At 69.8% G+C, this 17,263-nt stretch carries 23 protein-coding genes; 11 read left to right on the top strand and 12 right to left on the bottom strand.

What is annotated here, in order from left to right; translation table 11 throughout:
• Positions 1 to 64: 64 nt before the first annotated feature.
• Entirely contained in the window at positions 65 to 415 is a 351-nt protein-coding gene (locus ACFVX4_RS24625) for a DoxX family protein (protein WP_389980858.1), read from the bottom strand.
• Between the two features lie 131 nt (positions 416 to 546).
• On the opposite strand from ACFVX4_RS24625, the gene ACFVX4_RS24630 reads away from it, so the two are divergent.
• Positions 547 to 1,458: a LysR family transcriptional regulator gene (locus tag ACFVX4_RS24630; RefSeq protein ID WP_389980860.1), complete on the top strand. Its 912-nt coding sequence runs from the start codon at positions 547 to 549 to the stop codon at positions 1,456 to 1,458.
• A 47-nt stretch (positions 1,459 to 1,505) separates the two neighbouring features.
• Here the strand turns inward: ACFVX4_RS24630 and ACFVX4_RS24635 are convergent, their stop codons facing one another.
• The 4 genes from ACFVX4_RS24635 to ACFVX4_RS24650 all read right to left on the bottom strand — a co-directional run bounded on the left by ACFVX4_RS24635 (position 1,506) and on the right by ACFVX4_RS24650 (position 3,923).
• Positions 1,506 to 2,234, bottom strand: a complete 729-nt coding sequence (locus ACFVX4_RS24635) for a GNAT family N-acetyltransferase (protein ID WP_389980862.1) — start codon at positions 2,232 to 2,234, stop codon at positions 1,506 to 1,508.
• 84 nt (positions 2,235 to 2,318) lie between these two features.
• Positions 2,319 to 2,774 (bottom strand): pyridoxamine 5'-phosphate oxidase family protein, encoded by a 456-nt coding sequence (locus ACFVX4_RS24640; RefSeq protein WP_389980864.1) that lies wholly within the window; start codon positions 2,772 to 2,774, stop codon positions 2,319 to 2,321.
• A complete protein-coding gene (locus ACFVX4_RS24645) occupies positions 2,771 to 3,397 on the bottom strand; it encodes a glyoxalase (protein ID WP_389980866.1) in 627 nt (208 codons plus the stop codon). Before ACFVX4_RS24645 ends, ACFVX4_RS24640 begins: the two co-directional genes overlap by 4 nt.
• Positions 3,398 to 3,512: 115 nt before the next feature.
• Entirely contained in the window at positions 3,513 to 3,923 is a 411-nt protein-coding gene (locus ACFVX4_RS24650) for a VOC family protein (RefSeq protein WP_389980868.1), read from the bottom strand.
• Positions 3,924 to 4,033: 110 nt separating this feature from the next.
• On the opposite strand from ACFVX4_RS24650, the gene ACFVX4_RS24655 reads away from it, so the two are divergent.
• Positions 4,034 to 4,438 carry an SgcJ/EcaC family oxidoreductase gene (locus tag ACFVX4_RS24655; RefSeq protein WP_389980870.1) on the top strand — a complete coding sequence of 135 codons (405 nt, stop codon included), beginning with the start codon at positions 4,034 to 4,036 and terminating at the stop codon, positions 4,436 to 4,438.
• 84 nt (positions 4,439 to 4,522) lie between these two features.
• Here the strand turns inward: ACFVX4_RS24655 and ACFVX4_RS24660 are convergent, their stop codons facing one another.
• Together ACFVX4_RS24660 and ACFVX4_RS24665 are read right to left on the bottom strand one after the other, a co-directional pair.
• The gene (locus tag ACFVX4_RS24660) at positions 4,523 to 4,681 is read right to left on the bottom strand and encodes a PQQ-binding-like beta-propeller repeat protein (RefSeq protein WP_389980872.1); all 159 of its coding nucleotides are present in this window, start codon (positions 4,679 to 4,681) and stop codon (positions 4,523 to 4,525) included.
• A 255-nt stretch (positions 4,682 to 4,936) separates the two neighbouring features.
• Positions 4,937 to 5,557 carry a helix-turn-helix domain-containing protein gene (locus ACFVX4_RS24665; RefSeq protein WP_389980874.1) on the bottom strand — a complete coding sequence of 207 codons (621 nt, stop codon included), beginning with the start codon at positions 5,555 to 5,557 and terminating at the stop codon, positions 4,937 to 4,939.
• 105 nt (positions 5,558 to 5,662) lie between these two features.
• Here ACFVX4_RS24665 and def point away from each other — a divergent pair, with 105 nt between their 5' ends.
• The 8 genes from def to ACFVX4_RS24705 all read left to right on the top strand — a co-directional run bounded on the left by def (position 5,663) and on the right by ACFVX4_RS24705 (position 12,185).
• A complete protein-coding gene (gene def, locus ACFVX4_RS24670) occupies positions 5,663 to 6,322 on the top strand; it encodes a peptide deformylase (RefSeq protein WP_389980876.1) in 660 nt (219 codons plus the stop codon).
• Between the two features lie 293 nt (positions 6,323 to 6,615).
• Positions 6,616 to 7,218 (top strand): L,D-transpeptidase family protein, encoded by a 603-nt coding sequence (locus ACFVX4_RS24675; RefSeq protein ID WP_389980878.1) that lies wholly within the window; start codon positions 6,616 to 6,618, stop codon positions 7,216 to 7,218.
• A gap of 244 nt (positions 7,219 to 7,462) precedes the next feature.
• Positions 7,463 to 7,936: a carboxymuconolactone decarboxylase family protein gene (locus tag ACFVX4_RS24680; protein ID WP_389980880.1), complete on the top strand. Its 474-nt coding sequence runs from the start codon at positions 7,463 to 7,465 to the stop codon at positions 7,934 to 7,936.
• 169 nt (positions 7,937 to 8,105) lie between these two features.
• On the top strand, positions 8,106 to 9,029 hold the full coding sequence (locus ACFVX4_RS24685; protein ID WP_389980882.1) for an RNA polymerase sigma-70 factor: 924 nt from the start codon (positions 8,106 to 8,108) through the stop codon (positions 9,027 to 9,029).
• A gap of 139 nt (positions 9,030 to 9,168) precedes the next feature.
• Positions 9,169 to 9,954, top strand: coding sequence for a DeoR/GlpR family DNA-binding transcription regulator (locus ACFVX4_RS24690; protein ID WP_389980883.1), 786 nt, complete (start codon positions 9,169 to 9,171; stop codon positions 9,952 to 9,954).
• A 59-nt stretch (positions 9,955 to 10,013) separates the two neighbouring features.
• Positions 10,014 to 10,391 (top strand): DUF4406 domain-containing protein, encoded by a 378-nt coding sequence (locus ACFVX4_RS24695; protein ID WP_389980885.1) that lies wholly within the window; start codon positions 10,014 to 10,016, stop codon positions 10,389 to 10,391.
• Positions 10,388 to 11,044, top strand: coding sequence for an NUDIX domain-containing protein (locus tag ACFVX4_RS24700; RefSeq protein WP_389980887.1), 657 nt, complete (start codon positions 10,388 to 10,390; stop codon positions 11,042 to 11,044). Before ACFVX4_RS24695 ends, ACFVX4_RS24700 begins: the two co-directional genes overlap by 4 nt.
• A gap of 166 nt (positions 11,045 to 11,210) precedes the next feature.
• On the top strand, positions 11,211 to 12,185 hold the full coding sequence (locus tag ACFVX4_RS24705) for a GNAT family N-acetyltransferase (protein WP_389980889.1): 975 nt from the start codon (positions 11,211 to 11,213) through the stop codon (positions 12,183 to 12,185).
• 96 nt (positions 12,186 to 12,281) lie between these two features.
• On the opposite strand, the gene ACFVX4_RS24710 is transcribed toward ACFVX4_RS24705, so the two are convergent.
• From ACFVX4_RS24710 to ACFVX4_RS24720, 3 genes are all read right to left on the bottom strand, one after another.
• The gene (locus ACFVX4_RS24710; RefSeq protein WP_389980891.1) at positions 12,282 to 13,511 is read right to left on the bottom strand and encodes a PQQ-binding-like beta-propeller repeat protein; all 1,230 of its coding nucleotides are present in this window, start codon (positions 13,509 to 13,511) and stop codon (positions 12,282 to 12,284) included.
• Positions 13,512 to 13,845: 334 nt separating this feature from the next.
• Complete coding sequence (locus tag ACFVX4_RS24715) at positions 13,846 to 13,974, bottom strand: hypothetical protein (protein WP_389980893.1); 129 nt, start codon at positions 13,972 to 13,974, stop codon at positions 13,846 to 13,848.
• Between the two features lie 100 nt (positions 13,975 to 14,074).
• Positions 14,075 to 15,130, bottom strand: a complete 1,056-nt coding sequence (locus ACFVX4_RS24720; protein ID WP_389980895.1) for an alpha/beta hydrolase — start codon at positions 15,128 to 15,130, stop codon at positions 14,075 to 14,077.
• A gap of 127 nt (positions 15,131 to 15,257) precedes the next feature.
• On the opposite strand from ACFVX4_RS24720, the gene ACFVX4_RS24725 reads away from it, so the two are divergent.
• Complete coding sequence (locus tag ACFVX4_RS24725; RefSeq protein ID WP_389980897.1) at positions 15,258 to 15,872, top strand: TetR/AcrR family transcriptional regulator; 615 nt, start codon at positions 15,258 to 15,260, stop codon at positions 15,870 to 15,872.
• A 428-nt stretch (positions 15,873 to 16,300) separates the two neighbouring features.
• Here ACFVX4_RS24725 and ACFVX4_RS24730 read toward each other — a convergent pair whose 3' ends face one another.
• Together ACFVX4_RS24730 and ACFVX4_RS24735 are read right to left on the bottom strand one after the other, a co-directional pair.
• Positions 16,301 to 16,948: a LuxR C-terminal-related transcriptional regulator gene (locus tag ACFVX4_RS24730; protein ID WP_389980899.1), complete on the bottom strand. Its 648-nt coding sequence runs from the start codon at positions 16,946 to 16,948 to the stop codon at positions 16,301 to 16,303.
• The gene (locus tag ACFVX4_RS24735; protein ID WP_389980901.1) at positions 16,933 to 17,250 is read right to left on the bottom strand and encodes a sensor histidine kinase; all 318 of its coding nucleotides are present in this window, start codon (positions 17,248 to 17,250) and stop codon (positions 16,933 to 16,935) included. The genes ACFVX4_RS24730 and ACFVX4_RS24735 overlap by 16 nt, the downstream gene beginning before the upstream one ends.
• Positions 17,251 to 17,263 lie beyond the last annotated feature (13 nt).

Consider the following 17,263-nt stretch of genomic DNA (forward strand, 5'->3'; position numbering starts at 1 on the left):
CTCATCGATGTACGGCAACGAAGCGCTCTGCATCACAGCCTCCCTGAGGTCCGATCGCGGTCGTCTATCGCACGACGGCAAGGGCGAGGGACGCAACAGCCAGACCCAGATAGCCGCCAGGAAACAGGATGTTGTGGTAGACGCGAGCACGAATATGTGCGGCGACCGCACCGATGAAGAACAGCACGAGTCCCGCCGCGGCGGCAACGCCGATGGCCGTGACACCCAGGAGCCCGAGCAGGAGTCCGGTGGCTCCTGCGGCCTTGAGCGCGGCGAGCCACGGGAGCCAGTTCTGTGGGAGACCCACTTCGGTCGAGTTGGCGACGACGAACTCGGCCCGCAGAAAGTCCGCCACGGCGATCCCCGCGTTGGCCAGGATCGTGATGACGGTGATGATCATGTAGGCGGTGAACATGTGCCACTCCTTCCGTTCTTCCAGCCGAGCGCGTCGTGAGGTCGGCGATCCCTGAGCGCTCGCTGCGGTATGCCTTGAGCCTTCCTCAGCCGCGGAGTGACTTCCAATACCTGCGTCTATAACCTGGCGGCATGGATGTGGACACTCGGCTGCTGCGCTATTTCGTCGCCGTCGCGGAGGAGGGGTCCCTGACCCGCGCCGCGGAGCGACTCTTCGTGTCCCAGCCGGCGCTCACCAAACAGATCAAGCAGTTGGAGGCCCAGCTGGGAGTGCGGCTGTTCACGCGGTCCCGCACCGGCATGGCTCTCACCGAACCGGGCCGGGCCCTGGGAGTGCGGGTGCCCGCCCTGCTGGCCGGGTGGGACCAGGTGCTGCGGGAGACCAGGAGCGCCGCCGACCGCGCGGCCCGCGTGCTGCGGGTCGGCTTCATGGCCAGTGCCGCCAACGAGACGACTCCGCGCATCATCGCGGAGTTCGCCCGACGCCGACCGGGCTGGCGGGTGGACATGCGGCAGGCCGCCTGGTCGCGTCCGAGCGCCGGGCTGGCCGACGGGGACGTCGATGTCGCCCTGCTGCGACTGCCCTTCCCCGGCCAGGACACCCTGCGGACGAAAGTGCTGTTCACCGAGCCCCGCTGGGTCGCCCTCCCCACCGGACACCCTTTCGCCGCACGCGAGGTGATCCCCTTCCGGGATCTGTGGGACGAGCCGTTCGTGGCCGCCCCGCCCGAATCGGGCCGGTGGCGCGAGTACTGGCTGGCCACCGACGAACGCGACGGCCGGCCGGCCCGCATCGGCGCTGTCACCGACCGGCCGGACGACTGGCTCAGCGCGATCGCCAATGGCTACGGCATGGCCCTGGCCCCCGCATCCGCCGCCCGCTTCTACGCCCGCCCCGGGATCGTCTACCGCCCCGTCAGCGGCGTCAGCCCCAGCCAGGTCGGCGTCGTCTGGGCCTGCGCCGACGACACCGATCCCGTCGTTCAGGACTTCGTCCGCTGCTGCGTCGACAACGTCCCGCGGCCGGAGGAGACCGCCACTTGATCCCCCGCAACGCGTGATCGCGACAGACGGCAGTTCGACGACAGGGCCTAGAAGTCGATCCGCATCACCGTGCGCCGGACAGTGGGGTGGGCGACCTCCGTCAGCCCGGCCTCCTCGAAGACCTGCTGGGCGCCCACATGGAGTTCGCCCCAGGTGATCTGTTTGCCGGGGTGGGTGATCATCGGGTAGGCCTCGAGAGCCCGAGCGCCGCGGTCGCGGGCGTGGGCGACGGCGGCCTGGGCGAGGGGGTAGGTCAGACCTCTGCCCCGGTAGCCCTTGCGGACCACAAGACAGGTCACCGCCCAGACCCCGTCGTCGTCCTTGTCCTCGTCCCGGCCGGCCCACACCACGCGCGAGGTGCGCAGTTTGGGGTAGGCGGTACGGGGCTGGACCGCGGCCCAGCCTGCGGGGTCGTCGTCGACGTACGCCACCAGGCCCGAGGTGTCCGCGGCGTCCGGGATGCCGCAGGCCGTCTGGGCCCCGAGCATCTCGGTTCGCTCCTGCTGGGTGGTGTCACGCCAGATCCAGCCGACGACTTTGAACCGCTGACATTGGCAGCGGCCCGCGTCGGTGGTGCCGAATACGGCGGCGATGTCGTCCCAGGATGCCTCGTTGGCCGGGACGATGGTCAACTGCTCGGGTGAGACGGGCACTTGGGACGTCACCGTGAACTCCTCGGGTCCTGCGGCGGGCCCCGCGGCGAGCAGATCGGGCCGGTTGCCCTGGCCCTTCGGCCCGGCGGACCAGGTGCCGCAACAGTCTGCCGGGGCGATCATGCCTGGCTCCGGCGCCGCTGCACAATCCGGTTCGGCTCAGGGCCCCGCATCAATTCCCACCGTGGGGGTGTTGCCGTGCGGCGGTCAGCCGAGCCAGCGGCCGTCGCGCATGAGGGCGCGTCCCTGGAACTCGTTCGCCTCCCGCCAGGCGTGAATGCGCCGCGGCCGGATCAGGAAGTACTGGTAGGGCTCGTCGAGCTCGCGCGGGTCGAAACCGGTCCTGGCCGCGAATGCGTCGCCCGTCTCCAGGCCGAGGCCGGCGGTGTCCACCGGCTCGGCGGTGCCGTCGATGACGACGACGTCGCGTGTCGGCCCGAGACTGAGTCGCACCCGGCCGTCCGCCAGCAGGTTGCGGCCGGTGACCGAGGCGCGTGGCGTCGCGATGAGGAACGCGGTCCCGTCCCAGAGGTACGAGAGCGGGATGAGGTGGGCGCCGCTCGGGGAGCCCGATGTCGCGACCCAGATGTCGACATCGCTCTCCAGTTTCGCCCGGGTGTCCCGCAGCCTCTCCTCAAGTCCACGCGGCGGCGCGCCCGTCATCGCGTGGGCACCTGCGATGCGGCCTCCCACGCAAACCCGTCCGGGTCGGTGAAGGGGCCGGCCTCGCCGCCGATCACGAGCCCGTGCGATCCGGTGCCGTCGGGGGAGACGCCGACGTCCTTGGCAAGGGCACGGCGCCTGTACAGCGCCAGCTTGACGGGGCTCGCCCCGGCGGCGAACTCGACGTACACGCGGCTGAAGCTCTTCGCCACGGCAAGACCCTGGCCGACGTAGAACCGCTTGCTCGCGACCACGTCCTCGACTCCCAGCAGGAGCACGATCTCGTCGATCTGCCGGGTGGCGGGGCCGGTGTCCTTCTTCGCCGAGGTCGCGACCTTCCAGATCGTCCCGTCCGGGGCTTGTACGACGCCGCCGTAGCCCCAGAAAGACTTCGCGGCGGGCTTCAGCGACGTGGCGCCTGCGTCGAGGGCGGCGCCGATGAGGCTGTCGACGGAGCCCGGCTGGGACACCGTGAGCGCGAGCGTGAACCCACGGAAGCCGGTTGTGGCCGCCCCCGAGGCCCGCAGGCGCACCTGGGTGTCCAGGCCGAAGGCGGTGGTGCAGAACTGATGGGAGGCCGTGGGGTCGGCCACCTCAAGGGTGACGGTTTCGATGGATGCCATGTCCGTCACGCTAGTTGCGGCCCGGCAACCGGTGCTTCTCGATTCCTGATCGGTCCTGCCGCCTGTTCCGCCGCACCGACGGCATGCCGATCACACCGAGCCGCTGCCGAATGGCTCAGCGAAGTTCCTGGATGCGGACCAGGTTGCCCGCTGGGTCGCGGAAGGCACAGTCGCGGATGCCGTACGGCTGCTCGGTCGGCTCCTGGACGACCTCGGCGCCGCCGGCCTGCACCTGGCCGAAGGTGCCGTCGAGGTCCCGGGTGGCCAGCAGGATCCAGCCGTAGGTGCCCTTGGCCATCATCTCGGCGATGGTGCGGCGCTCGTCCTCGGTGACCCCGGGGTCGGCGACCGGCGGCGCCAGGAGGATGGACGTGCTGGGCTGGTCGGCCGGGCCGACCGTGATCCAGCGCATCTTGCCCTGCCCGACGTCGCTGCGGACCTCGAAGCCGAGGACGTCGCGGTAGAAGGCCAGGGACGCGTCCGGGTCGTCGTGCGGGAGGAAACTCGTGTGAATGGTGATGTCCATAACGATCATGCTAGGCGCGGTCCCGCGACCCGCACTTCGCGCGACCCGCTCGGCAACTGCATCCCCGACCCCTTGACCTCAAGTTGACTTGAGGTCCCAGAGTGATCTCCATGAACACCGAAACCGCGGACATCAAGGCCATCGAGCACGTCGTGGCCACCGTCGAACGCGCTCAGCGCGCCAAGGACGTCGAGGGGTTCCTCGCGCTCTTCCATCCCGATGCCCTCTGGACGACCGCCCACGGCAAGGTCCTCATCGGCTTCGACGCAATCGCCGAATTCACCCGTGCCGTCCTTCCCGCTGCGAGTTGGGCCGGCGAGGTGACGTACGAGGCAGTGCACACGCAGTTCCTGCGGCCCGATGTGGCGGCCGTCAAGATCCGGCAGGTCTACCACTCGGCGGAGGGCGACACGGAGAGCGACGCGGAGGGCTCCCCGCTGTATGTCATGACCAAGCAGGGGGACGGGACCTGGCTGCTGCACGCCGGCCAGAACACCGAAGTGCGGGCCGCCTGAGGGTCCGTCCGAGTGATCGTGTGCGGGGCTGGACGTACGCGAACGCGCTCCGGACCACCGGTCCGGAGCGCGCGGCCGGTGGGATCATGCCCGGCCGGCCTCGATGGTGGTGCCCCGGGCGTACACGTTCCTGTCGTCACTGCCGACGTACACGACCCCGTCGCCCACCGTCGGGGACGAGTTGATCGTGGCCCTCCCAGGCCTCCCCCATTCCTCCCCGGCCGATGAATGCGACCAACTCATAGCGGCCGCCCAGAACCCTCAAAGCCACCCAACCCCCGCTCGGAAGCCCGTCACGCCGCACGCGTCACGCCGGACCCGCCCTCGCGGGACCGTACCGAAGATCCCACGCCCGCCACCGGCACACCGGCAGCAAGGCAGAATCGGCTCGAACCCAAGACGCTCGACATCGGGCATGCGGACCCGTTCCAGGCTTTTCCGGCCGGTGAAGGCCGCCGTCATTCGATATTCGATCCTGCCGCACCACCGAAGGCTCGTTCAGCACTGTCCAGCACCACCACGCGGGCCCTCGGGCGCGGGCGGCGACTGCGCAGGACACTCGGTCAGCAGGGGGAACAGTCTGGTGACCGCGGCCACGGCCATGGTGCCTGCCGGGCGCGCGGCGGGGCGCTGGTCCCGTTCGCGGTAGCCGGCCAGCAGGAGGCGGACGGAGGCGGCGAGTTCGGTCATTTCCGCCGGCGTGAGGTGGACGACGGCGCTGAAGGATTCGTCGTGCTGCCACTCGGCCGGCGCCTGGTCCCGGTGGGCCAGCCAGTGCTGGTAGCTCTCGTCCTCCAGCCCGCGTGCGAGCGCGTCGAACTGTTCCGGTGCTTCCTGATCGGACGGGTGGGGGGACTCCCAGCGGAGCCGCCACGGTCGTGCCCGCCCGCCTTTGTGCGGTGCTTCTTCGATGAGGCCGTGCCGGGCGAGCTGGCGCAGGTGAAATGAGCAGAGGCCGGAGCTGTGACCGAGACGGGCGGCGGCCTGCGTGGACGTGACGGTGCCGACCTCGGCGAGGAGGTCCAGCAGGGCGACGCGTACGGGATGGTCCGGGAGTGACTGCCGGGCACGTTGCGACGGCGGTCCCGCGGATGCTGTTTGACGGTCTTCATCGCTCACTTTGCAAAGGGTGCTACTTTGCAAAGCGTTCGGTCAAGCCGGGCTGCCGCCGACCGGGGGTCGGCCCCGGTCGGCTCAGGCATGTGCGGAAGGCGTTGATAATCCATGGCTGTTCGGTTCGGTGACACCTCGCACGACCGCCGGGTACGTGTGCAGGGCGAACCCGTCGAGTCCTATCCGCGGCTCGCGCCGGAGGTGGAACGGGGTGCGGTGCGCCGTATCACCGTCGTCGGGGAGGAGGTTCTGCGCCGCCGGTGCCGGGAGGTCACCCGGTTCGGTACGCCGGAGCTCTCGCGGCTGATCGACGACATGTTCGCCACGAACCAGGTGGCGGAGGGCGCGGGTCTGGCCGCCAACCAGGTCGACGTGGATCTGCAGTTGTTCGTGTGGGACATCACGGACGATTGGGGGGTGCGTCATGTCGGGCACATCGCCAATCCCGTCCTGGACGAGGTGCCGGCCGAGCATCGCAGGCTGGTCGAAGAATCCGAAGGGTGTCTGTCCGTTCCCGGCCCGTACCGTGTGGTGCCCCGCCTCGACCGTGCCGTCGTACGGGGCCGCGACAAGGACGGCGCGCCACTGGTGATCGAGGGCAGGGGCTACTTCGCCCGGTGCCTCCAGCACGAGACGGACCACCTGCGCGGTCACCTCTATCTGGACCGGCTTGCCCAGCGGGAACGGAAAGCGGCCCTGCGCGAGATGGCCGAGTCCAAGGACGAGACGTTCGCCCGGCGTGCCGCCCTGGCCACGAAGCTGGGCAAGTGACTCCCCTGCCGGCCACCTCCGTACGGTCCGATCGCGACTCGACGACGCGGTCCCCCATGCGCACCCGGCGTACATGAGCGCAGGTCGGAGCGGCGCACTTGTGCATGCATGATCGGCCATCAGCGCATGACGGCCAGTCGTCCCGTACGGCGTCCCCGCGGGCCCATGGTTGGTTCACGGCGCCCCGCACTGCACGGTCCCCGCAACTCGTCCCGGGACCGCTGGAGTCCGGGAAGACGCTCCGGGCTCCCGGGGCATGCCGGCTTCACCGACCCTCGAAGGAGTGACCACCCATGTCCGCGACCCCTCCCCTGCGTACCCGTGCCGCTGTCATCGGCCTGAGTGCCATGGCCCTGGTGACCATTGCCGCCGCCACCGCCCCGAGCGGTCAGGCGGCTCCCGCGGCCGGCAGCCGCCCGGCTGCCGGCGCCGCCGTCACCACCCTCAAGTTCGTACGGAACGCCGGTGACCCTCTGAACTCGCGTCTGATGGTGGTACGCAACAACAAGACGCAGGCCGTCTTCCGCGCCGGCTCCGGGCTCGGCCGCGATCACGCCGAGGGACGCGACGAGTGCGCCTCGGGCAAGGGGTGGCTGCCCGCCGGCACGTACACCGTCGGCGCCCGCCAGACCCGCTACAACGGCAACTTCATCAAGGGCTACGCCATCCCCCTGAGCAACAAGACGTGCAAGAACGGCCGGACCACGCGTACGGAACTCTTCATCCACAGCGAGATGACCCGCACCGGAGAGCAGGGCAGCACCGAGAGCCGGCGCTGGGACGGCGTGGGCGACTACAAGTCCGCGGGCTGCATCAAGCTCGCCCCGCAGGACATCAAGAAGCTGTTCCGCAACCTCAGCCGGGGCTCCGCCCCCAACCGTCTCGTCGTCGTCTGACACCGGGAGCGGTTGTGTTCCGGGCCACGGCCCGGAGCACAACCCGGGGCACGGACGCCACACCGGTCCTCCCTGCCGGGGCGGGCGTTCACTCATCGGCTGTCAGCACCCTGGCCGTGCTGACCGTCGCGTACTGGAAGCGGCGCCGCACCGGGGAGACCCAGGTCACTTCCGCCCGTGTCACAGAGGGTCGGGCTGCCTCGTCATAAGGGTGTAGCCACTGACGACCACGGAGGAGCACAGCATGGACGCGCGACTGAACTACTTCGCCAGCCCGACCGCCGGCAAGGCCTTCAAGCACCTCATGTCGGCGGGCAAGGCGATCAAGGACTCGCCGCTGCCGGCCGCGACGCAGGAACTGGTGGCGTTGCGCGTGAGCCAGATCAACGGCTGCGCCTTCTGCATCGACATGCACACCAAGGATGCCGCCGCGGCCGGCGAGACCGCGGCGCGGCTGCACCTGGTGGCGGCGTGGCGGGAGGCCACGGTCTTCACCGAGGCCGAGCGTGCCGCGCTGGAGCTCGCGGAGCAGGGGACCCGGATCGCGGACGGGGCCGGCGGGGTCAGCGACGAGGTGTGGGCCGCCGCCGCCAAGCACTACGACGAGGAGCAGCTCACCGCCCTGGTGGTCCTGGTCTCCTTCATGAACACGGCGAACCGGCTGAACGTCATCGCCCAACAGCCGGCCGGCACCTACGAACCCGGGCAATTCCACTGAGCGGCGTCAGCCACCGGCCCGGGGCCCCGCTGCGGGCCACCGGGCCCTGGTTTCGCGGGCATTACTCTGACCTGCCGGTGGTCCGGCCGGTCACCGGAACCGGGCACGGAAAGCTGCCTGCGCCGACGAGTACGGCCAGGTGGGAGAGCATCAGGGGGACTGAGTCGGTGTGAGCAAGGTCGAGGACTTCGAGGAGCTGCGGCCACTGCTGTTTTCGATCGCCTACCGGATTCTGGGCAGCGTGAGCGAGGCCGAGGACGCGGTGCAGGAGACATGGCTGCGCTTCGACGGTTCGACGACCCGGCCCACGTCGACCAAGGCCTTTCTGTCGGCCGCGGTGACCCGGATCTCGATCGATGTGCTGCGCTCCGCACGGGTGCGGCGGGAGGAATACGTCGGGCCGTGGTTCCCCGAGCCGTTGCTGAGCGATCCGTATCAGGATCCGGCGCGGTCGGTGGAGCTGGCCGACTCGGTGTCGATGGCGGCGCTGTTGCTGCTGGAGCGGCTCAGTCCGTTGGAGCGGGCGGTTTTCCTGCTGCGGGAGGTGTTCGCCTTCGGGTTCGACGAGGTCGCCGCGGCGGTGGGGCGTTCCGAGGCGGCGTGCCGGCAGCTGCTGGTACGGGCGCGGCGGCATATGGAGGCCGGGCGACCGCGGTTCGCGGCGGACTCCCAGGAGCGGCAGGAGCTGGCGACGCGGTTCTTCGACGCGCTGAAGAACGGCGACGTGGGCGGGCTGCAGAATCTACTGGCTGCCGACGTGCAGCTGGTCGGGGACGGCGGCGGCAAGGCCCCGCAGCTGGCCAAGGCCGTCATGGGCGCGGAGAACGTGGCCCGGGTGCTGGGCTCGGCCTTCCCATGGCTGCTCCGGATCGACGTGACGTTCGAGCCGCGCGAGGTCAACGGCCAGCCCGGTGCGATCTTCCGCGACCGGGACGGCAAGGTCCTGCACGCCATGGTCCTCGAAGTGCTCGACGGGAGGATTCAGACCGTCCGCGGGGTGATCAACCCCGACAAGCTCGGCCACCTCGGGCCGGTCGCCGATGCCTGGGCCGTCGACCGCGAGGTGAAGCGGGCCCGTCGGCAGATGAACTGACCTCGGCTGCGGGAGCGGCAGCGAGCGAAGCCGTCCGGCCTTCGGCGTCCCGCGTCCGGCGTCCGGCGTCCGGCGTCCCACAATCAGCATTCGCACACAAGAATGTTCATTCGAACTCAAGCATGGTAGAAATTGAGGCATGGGTGTCGCCAATCGTTTGGACCTGACCCTGCGATTGGTGCAGGGCTCCGACCGGGTCTCCGTGTCGGAGCTCTCCCATCGCCTGGGCGTCTCGGAGATGACCGTGCGCAGGGACCTCGACGCGCTGGAGCAACAGGGCCTGGTGCGCAGGGTGCACGGTGGCGCCGTCGCCACCCGCCCGCGCGACGAGGACACCGGGTTCTCCGCGCGGGAGCCGTGGCAGGCAGCCACCAAGGACCGCCTGGGTGCGGCCGTGGCCGCACTGGTGGAGCCGGGATCGCGTGTGCTGCTCGACGCCGGGACCACGACCGTGCACGTCGCCGAGCACCTCGCCGCCCGAGCCCCGTTGACGGTCGCCGTGCTCAGCCTGCAGGCAGCGCTGAGCCTGGCCGACCGGCCCGGGATCGACCTGCTGGTCGTGGGTGGCCGCTCCCGTCCCGCCGAGCGCTCCCTCGTCGGCCCGCTGGCGCTGCGCACCCTGGAGTCCCTGGCCTTCGACTGCTTCGTGATGTCCATCGGCGGTGTACACGCCGAGCACGGCTGGTCGGAGTTCTCGCTGGACGACGCGGCCGTCAAGCAGGTCGGACTCACCCGGGCCACCCGCACCATCGCGGTGGCGGACGCGACCAAGCTGGGAGTCCGCGCGTTCAGCCGGGTCGCCCCGCTCGGCGCGGTGCACCGCTTCGTCACCGACAAGGCAGCCGAGGACGCCGCCACACACCCCAGCGGCCCGGAGACCCTGGACGCCCTGCGGGACGCAGGCGTCGACAGCCTCCTGGTCTGAATCCGCCCACGTCCATGCCCATGCCCATGCCCATGCCCATGCCCAAGGAGTCAACGGTCATGACCAGCGTTCCACTCGCACAGATGATTCTCGTCGCGGGCCCCTACCGGTCGGGCACCGGCGACGACCCCCGCGAACTCGAAGCCAACGTACGGGCGATGAACGAAGCCGCCCTCGTCCTGTTCCGCGCCGGGCACCTGCCCGTCACCGGCGAGGCGCTCGCCCTGCCGCTCCTGGAGACGGCCGGCAGCACCGGTCCTGGAGACGCTCTCTTCCAGGAGATCTTCCACCCCGTCGCCGAGCGGCTGCTCTCCCGCTCCGACGCGGTCCTGCGGATCGGCGGCCCCTCCGAGGGGGCGGACCGGATGGTCGACCAGGCCCGTGCGCAGGGCAAGAACGTCTATGCCGGCCTCGCCGCCGTGCCGGCCGCCCGATGACCGCCGGCCTCGACACCCCCGACCGGCGCGGCCGCACCGGCCTGGATCAGCACGGCCTCGACCTCACCGGCAACCCGCGCGTGCGGATCCGCGAGGTGGAGCTGCTCTCCAGCGACTGGTACGTCCTGCGGAAGACCACCTTCGACTACCGGCACAGTGATGGACACTGGAGCCGCGAGCAGCGCGAGACCTACGACCGCGGTGACGGGGCGACCATCCTGCTCCACAACACCGACCGGCGCACCGTGCTGCTGACCCGTCAGTTCCGCCTCCCCGCCTATGTCAACGAGCATCCCGACGGCATGCTGCTCGAAACCGCTGCCGGGCTCCTGGACGGCGACAGCCCGGAGGAAGCGATCCGCCGGGAGGCCGCCGAAGAGACCGGACACACCGTCGGCACCGTCGAGCACGTCTTCGACGTCTATATGAGCCCCGGCTCGGTCACCGAGCGCCTGCACTTCTTCGCCGCCCCCTACGACACGGCCGACACCTCCGCCTCCGCCGGCGGAATCGCCGCCGAGGGCGAAGACATCACCAGCGTGGAGCTGCCGTTCACCGAGGCGCTCGACCGGATCCGCAACGGCACGATCGCCGACGCCAAGACCATCATGCTGCTCCAATGGGCCGCCCTCGACGGGCCGTTCGCACGATGAGGGCGAGGGTACGGTCGCGCCGCCGTCGGAGTATCGTCCGGACAGCGGGCCGATCTGGTCGTGCGCGGCTTCGAAGCGGGGTCGGGCTTCACGGTCCCCGGGTGCGGGCGGCATGCTGCTGGCCTACGTACCGAACGCTCGTCACGTACCCAGGGATGAGGTATCCGTGTTCACTCTGCCGCTCGGCGACACTGCTCAGCTCCGCCCCCTGGAGCCTTGGCACGCTCAGGAGTTCCTCGCCCATATCGACCGCGCACGGCCCTATGTGGACCCTTGGATACCCTGGGCGACGTTCAGCACCGACCTCGCCTCCGCCACGGCCGTCCTCCGGCGTTACGCCGACAAACAGGCCGAGGACACCGCCCGGATCTACGGGATCTGGCTGGACGGCACACTGGTCGGCGGCGTCATGTTCACGCGCTTCGACAGCGCCTCCGGAGTGTGTGAGATCGGCTGCTGGCTGGAGGCCGCCGGGGAAGGCCGGGGGCTGGTGACCCGGGCCTGCCGGGCGTTGCTCGACTGGGCTTTCACGGAGCGCGGGATGCACCGGGTCGAGTGGTGGGTCGCGGCGGGCAACACCCGCAGCATCGAGGTCGCGCGCCGGCTCGGGATGACCCATGACGGTGTGCTGCGGCAGCGCTCCGCGTACCGGGGCGTGCGGCGCGACAGCGAAGTCTGGTCGGTCCTTTCCGGGGAGTGGCCACCCGTGAGCGAAGTGTCTGCGGGGGAAGCGTCGGTGTCCGACGTCGAGGCCGAGCTCGACCGGCTGATGCGCGCCTTCCTGGGCGCGTTCGCCAACACCGGCGGCAGCGGGCCGAACCTCGATGTCGTCCGTGAGGTGTTCATTCCGCAAGGGATGATCATCTCGAACGTCGGGGACGAGCCCGTGATCTACGACCTCGACTCATTCATCGAGCCCCGGGAGAAAGTGCTCACCGATGGGACGCTGACAGAGTTCTCCGAATGGGAGGTCGCCGCGCGGACCGAGGTCTTCGGGTCCATCGCGCACCGGTTCAGCGAGTACCGGAAGTCCGGTGTCCTCGACGGCGAGTGGTTCGAGGGCGCGGGCCGCAAGACCACCCAGTTCGTACGGACGCCTGTCGGCTGGCGGATGAGCTCGATGGCCTGGGACGACGAGTAGAAGCGCCCGGCCCCGCCGGCCGCCCCGACGCTGCGGGCGGCCGGTGGGCGGAGCGACGGGCGAGCGAGGTCCCGTCGCGCAGCCACGGCGTTCGGATCACACGGCGGGGAGCGCGTAGAGCCGCTTCCCGTGCATCACGGCCAGCCGGTCGCCCGCTGCCACCACGTACCACTGCTGGATGTCGCCGGTTTTGTCGTTGTAGGTCCAGCGCAGCTTTCCGGTCGCCGCGTCGAAGGCGTGCACGCCGCCGTCCTCGTCGAACTCGGTCGCGCCGTACAGGGTGCCGTTCACCTTGGCGAACTGCCACGCCTGCGTAGCCGATTCCCCCAGGTCGTCGTTGTGCCAGATCTGCTTGCCCGTACCGGGGTCCACCGCCCACATGCCGCGCGCACTGTCGGCCGCGTAGAGCACCCCGTCGAGGACATGCGGGTCGTTGAACGAGCTGAACTCCTCCGTCCGGAGCGACCAGCGTTCCTTGCCGTCGGTCAGGTCGAACGCGCGCAGCCGCCGGCCGTCCGCCACGATCACCAGGCCCTCGTGCACGGCGAAGCGTCGGTTGTTGGACCGGCTGATCTTCTTCGTCCACAGCTGTCGGCCGGTCGCCATGTCCCGGACCGTCACGTTCTCCCGGTAGTCCGTGTAGACCAGGCGTCCGCCGACGGCCGCGGCGGTGATGCCGTACTCCTCGGTCCCCGCATCGCGCTGTTCACGCCAGGCGATCTTGCCCGAGGTGGTGTCGATCGCGGCGATCACGTTGTTCGGCGTCGTGTAGTCCTTCTCCAGGATGCCGGCGAGGACGTACACATGACGGTCGTCGGCCGCGATCGGGCGCGGCTGCTCGTACTTCTTGCCCAGGCGGCTGCGCCAGGTCTCCTTGCCCGTGGCCGGATCCAGACCCACCACGTCACCGTCGTACTCGGCGCTGGCGAGGTAGAGCGTGCCGCCGCCGACGATGAGTTTGGCGCCGGGCGTGGTGACGCCCTTGCGCGACCACTTCTCCTTACCGCTGACCATGTCCCGTCCCACCAGCGGATCGCCCGACACCAGGACCACGTCCCCGATCACCGCGAGCGCGTCGATGCCGGCCAGGCTGGTGTTCGCGGCAGCCGCCTTCCACAGCGGCTCGGGCGCGGTGCCCGGCGGCGGGGTGGTGAAAGTGTCACCGTTCTTCTCCCCGCCCGGCTTCGCGCTGCCGCCCGGTACGACCGCCTCCTCCTCGGGGCCGCACCCCACGACCCCGGCCCCGAACACGGCCAGCCCCAGCCCCGTCCCGGCCAGCCTGAATATTTGCCTGCGCGACACCACGTGCCCGTCACGACCGCCCATGCCTGTTTCCCTCTTCCGTCCGACTGTTCCGACGTCCCCCAGGGACACCTTGAGCGCCGCCAGGCTAACCAGCGATTTTCGGCCGACCGCCGGATGGCACACAGTCGGGACACGGCCGTGAAGATCCCGTCACAGGGCAACCGTCGCAACCACCCGTTCGGACCGGGGGCACTCCGAGGTCTGTGCGGATGCGAATTCCGTGCCACTGCGCGGAGTTGGCCTTCCAGGAGAAGCGCAGGCCGGGGTGCGCAAGGCGACAGATCCGGGGAAGCACGTGGAGCCGTCGTAGTGGCGGACCTGGTAGTCGTCCAGCCGCATCGCGATCGACCGCGCCCTACGGCCGCTCGGCATTGAACAGCACCACCCGCCGCCACATGACCGGCACCAGCTCGACGTCGGCCTCGCGGGGCAGCAGCGGGCGGTCCTTGACCCGACGGCTCGACAGCGCGGGCAGCCGAGGCACCGCCTTGAGGATGCGGCCTGAGGTGAGCGATCCGGCTGGTCGGGCACCCGGCGCGTGAGCACGCCGGGCACCCGACCAGCCCGTCGGTGCTGAGGACGTGTCAGATGCCGAGCGTCCGCTTGAGCCAGTCGTTGATGATCGGCATGACCTCGGGCAACTTGGTGATGGCGCAGTGGCCGGTGCCGGGGATGAGGTCGACGCGGGTGTCGCGGCGACCCTGGAAGACCAGGGTGTCGTGCTGGGGCACGTGGACGTCGTCGGCTCCGTTGATCACGAGCATCGGGGCGTTGGTGTCCTGGTCGAGCAGGTGACGCAGGTTGAACTTCGCGAATTCCGCGGACTGCTCTTCGGGGCTGGGGGATTCGTCGAAGCCGAGGGCGTTGCCGACGATGCCCTCCATACCGAAGGCGAAGGTGCGTCCGGGGGCGAAGGCGGCTTCGACGGGGCCGCCGACGTTGATGGCGGCGTCCACGGCGCCGGTGAGGCCGGTGCGGGCGGAGTAGTAGCCGCCCATGGACAGGCCGAAGTGCACGACCTGTCCGTTGCCCGTCCTGCGGGCCTCGGTGATGAGGCCCTCGATGATTTCGGTGCCGCCATCGTGGGTCATGGGGATGTGGCTGGTCTCTCCGGTACCGGCCAGGTCGAAGGCGATGATGCGGGTGCGGGTCTGCAGGGCGAGGCCGACGAGCAGGGAGTGCAGGTCCATCTTCCAGCTGTCCACGCCGCCGCTGGCGAGGGTGACGGGAGCGTCGGCGGGCAGGTCCGGCGCGGCCAGGATGTGCACCGGGACCTGGGTCGAGCCGCCCTGGTGCGGGAGCGTCAGGATGCGGCGTGAGAAGTCGACGGGGAAGCCGACTGCGGCGAGCTGGTACTCCTCGGCCTGGCGGGCCAGGGCCATGCGCTTGGGCTCGTTGGCCAGGGTGGGGAACTTGGCGTAGCCGTAGGCGAGCACCGCCAGGTCGTGCCGACCGTCGGCGGCGTATCGGTCGGCGAGCTGCGACCACTCGTGAACCCAGCCGCCCGGGGCATCGGGCCACATCTCGGTGATGGCGGCGCGGACGGCGTCGACATCGGGGGCGGGCAGTCCGAAGGCGACCATCTGCGGGTAGCGCTCGACGAACAGGTCACGCGGGTCCTGGGGCCATACGAAGGACATGTCGGTCTCCTTTCACGTCACCACCGGGTGACGATAAAAGCAGGAAAACTTGCTTCAAGCACCGTGGCGCATGCTCGCCAAAAAAGCAAGAAATCTTGCGTTAGGGTGGGTGCGAGAGGTGATGCATGTGAGTGACGACGAGATCCAGCGCAGGCCCGGCGGACGGGCCGCCCGCGTACGCAAGGCGGTGCTCGACGCCGCCCTCGATGCGCTGGCCGAGGGCGGAACGACTCGGTTCAGCTTCGCCGACGTCGCCAAGCGGGCCGGAGTGAACGAGACCTCCCTCTACCGCCGCTGGCGCACCCGCGAGAACCTCCTCATCGACGCCCTGCTCGCCGCGAGCGACCGCCGCATTCCGGTACCGGACACCGGCTCCGTACGAGAGGACCTGCTGGCCTTCGCCACCCTGGTGGCGGACTACCTCAACAGCCCCCTCGGCGCCGTCCTCGCCCACGTCGCAGTGATCCCCGTGGAAGACGCAGAGATGGCCAAGGCACGCGAAACGTTCTGGCGATCAAGGATCGAGCTGGCCGCCGTAATGATCGAACGCGGCATCGCCCGAGGTGAGCTGCGCGCCGGGACCGACCCGCGCGTGGCGCTCGAAGCACTGATCGCTCCCCTGCACAGCAGAGTGCTGCTCTCGCGGGAGCCCCTGGACGAGGACCTCCCCCGTGTCCTGGTCGACCTGGTCCTGGACGGCCTGGGAACACGCACCGACGACCCCCCGCCGGACTGCCTCTGACCGTCGCCCGGGACGCGGGCTGCCGGGTCGCCCACCTGCCGGACCTCGCGATGCGGCGGATCGCAGACCTCCACCCCGGCCAGGGCCTGTCCGGCGGATCAGGGCCTAGTACTGCAATTGCGGTTGGGATGACGATGTTGCAGGTGGCTCGTCGGTCCGGTCATGTGGTGGGGATGTTGATGCGGTCCGGTGGGCTGCTGGTCTGGTCGAGTTGCGCGGGCGGTTCGTGAACCGGTTCGTCCGGGCCGAGCCGCAGGCGTCCGTGTCATGGCCACCCACCGCAATGACACCGTGGTCACCCGGCAGCAGATGGAAGGGTTCAGCGGGCCGTCCACGTCGAGGAAGAGCAAAGGGCGTCGGGTCTCGCTGTCCGGCATGATCCCTCTCGTCCTGGCAGTCGCCTGCAAGAGTCCTTGTTCATCAGTCGGTCAGGGCTTGTTCAGGTAGGTGAGGACGGCGAGCACTCGGCGGTTGTTGTCGTCGTCATCGGTGATGCCCAGTTTGCCGAACATGGAGGTGGTGTACTTGCTGATGGCGCTTTCACTGAGGAAGAGCCGCCGGCCGATGGCCTGGTTGGACATTCCCTCGGCAATGAGGCCGAGCACGGAGTGTTCGCGTTCGGTGAGCTGTTCCAGCCGCCGGTTCGAGGAGCCGCTGGACAGCAGTTTGGCGATGACGGCCGGGTCCATGGCGGTCCCGCCGCCGGCGACGCGTTCCAGCGCATCGATGAACTGGTCGGCGTCGAACACGCTCTCCTTGAGGAAATAGCCGATGCCACCGACACCGTCGGCCAAGAGCTCGCGGGCGTACAGCTGTTCAACGTACTGGGAGAGAATCAGGACCGGCATTCCGGGCAGTTCGCCGCGCGCGGCGAGGGCCGCCCGCAGGCCCTCGTCCGACTGGGTCGGCGGCATGCGGACGTCGACGACGGAAACATCCGGCCGCCACTTCAGCAGCGCGTCGAGCGTCTCGGGTCCGGTGGCCGCCGTGGCCACCACCTGGTGTCCGTACGCCTCGATGAGGCGGACCATCCCGTCGCGCAGGAGGTAGAGGTCTTCGGCTACAACGATTCGCATGGCACCACTATCCTCGCGCGGGTCGGGCCGCCTGCCGGGCTGGTGATCTCCAGGGTGCCGCCGAAGGCCGCGAGGCGGCGGCGCAGCCCCGCGAGTCCGCCGTCGGCGCGCACGCAGGCTCCGCCCCGGCCGTCGTCCTCGACATCGATGACGAGGTCGGTGTCGTCCCGGGTCATGGAGATCCGCGCCCGGGTCGCACGGGCGTGCTTGACCGCATTGGTCACCAGTTCGGCGACTCCGAAGTAGACGGCCGACTCGACCGGCGGGTCCAGGCGCAGCCGAAGGTCCGTGATGACGGCCACTTAGAGCGGGCTG

The sequence above is a fragment of the Streptomyces sp. NPDC058240 genome (assembly GCF_042882135.1).
Classification (GTDB): domain Bacteria; phylum Actinomycetota; class Actinomycetes; order Streptomycetales; family Streptomycetaceae; genus Streptomyces.

What these genes read in the sequence shown, in the direction of transcription:
- ACFVX4_RS24625 (WP_389980858.1), bottom strand. Translation starts at nt 415, where the DNA reads ATGTTCACCGCCTACATGATCATCACCGTCATCACGATCCTGGCCAAC.
- ACFVX4_RS24630 (WP_389980860.1), top strand. Translation starts at nt 547, where the DNA reads ATGGATGTGGACACTCGGCTGCTGCGCTATTTCGTCGCCGTCGCGGAG.
- ACFVX4_RS24635 (WP_389980862.1), bottom strand. Translation starts at nt 2,234, where the DNA reads ATGATCGCCCCGGCAGACTGTTGCGGCACCTGGTCCGCCGGGCCGAAG.
- ACFVX4_RS24640 (WP_389980864.1), bottom strand. Translation starts at nt 2,774, where the DNA reads ATGACGGGCGCGCCGCCGCGTGGACTTGAGGAGAGGCTGCGGGACACC.
- ACFVX4_RS24645 (WP_389980866.1), bottom strand. Translation starts at nt 3,397, where the DNA reads ATGGCATCCATCGAAACCGTCACCCTTGAGGTGGCCGACCCCACGGCC.
- ACFVX4_RS24650 (WP_389980868.1), bottom strand. Translation starts at nt 3,923, where the DNA reads ATGGACATCACCATTCACACGAGTTTCCTCCCGCACGACGACCCGGAC.
- ACFVX4_RS24655 (WP_389980870.1), top strand. Translation starts at nt 4,034, where the DNA reads ATGAACACCGAAACCGCGGACATCAAGGCCATCGAGCACGTCGTGGCC.
- ACFVX4_RS24660 (WP_389980872.1), bottom strand. Translation starts at nt 4,681, where the DNA reads ATGAGTTGGTCGCATTCATCGGCCGGGGAGGAATGGGGGAGGCCTGGG.
- def (WP_389980876.1), top strand. Translation starts at nt 5,663, where the DNA reads ATGGCTGTTCGGTTCGGTGACACCTCGCACGACCGCCGGGTACGTGTG.
- ACFVX4_RS24675 (WP_389980878.1), top strand. Translation starts at nt 6,616, where the DNA reads ATGTCCGCGACCCCTCCCCTGCGTACCCGTGCCGCTGTCATCGGCCTG.
- ACFVX4_RS24680 (WP_389980880.1), top strand. Translation starts at nt 7,463, where the DNA reads ATGGACGCGCGACTGAACTACTTCGCCAGCCCGACCGCCGGCAAGGCC.
- ACFVX4_RS24690 (WP_389980883.1), top strand. Translation starts at nt 9,169, where the DNA reads ATGGGTGTCGCCAATCGTTTGGACCTGACCCTGCGATTGGTGCAGGGC.
- ACFVX4_RS24695 (WP_389980885.1), top strand. Translation starts at nt 10,014, where the DNA reads ATGACCAGCGTTCCACTCGCACAGATGATTCTCGTCGCGGGCCCCTAC.
- ACFVX4_RS24700 (WP_389980887.1), top strand. Translation starts at nt 10,388, where the DNA reads ATGACCGCCGGCCTCGACACCCCCGACCGGCGCGGCCGCACCGGCCTG.
- ACFVX4_RS24710 (WP_389980891.1), bottom strand. Translation starts at nt 13,511, where the DNA reads ATGGGCGGTCGTGACGGGCACGTGGTGTCGCGCAGGCAAATATTCAGG.
- ACFVX4_RS24720 (WP_389980895.1), bottom strand. Translation starts at nt 15,130, where the DNA reads ATGTCCTTCGTATGGCCCCAGGACCCGCGTGACCTGTTCGTCGAGCGC.
- ACFVX4_RS24730 (WP_389980899.1), bottom strand. Translation starts at nt 16,948, where the DNA reads ATGCGAATCGTTGTAGCCGAAGACCTCTACCTCCTGCGCGACGGGATG.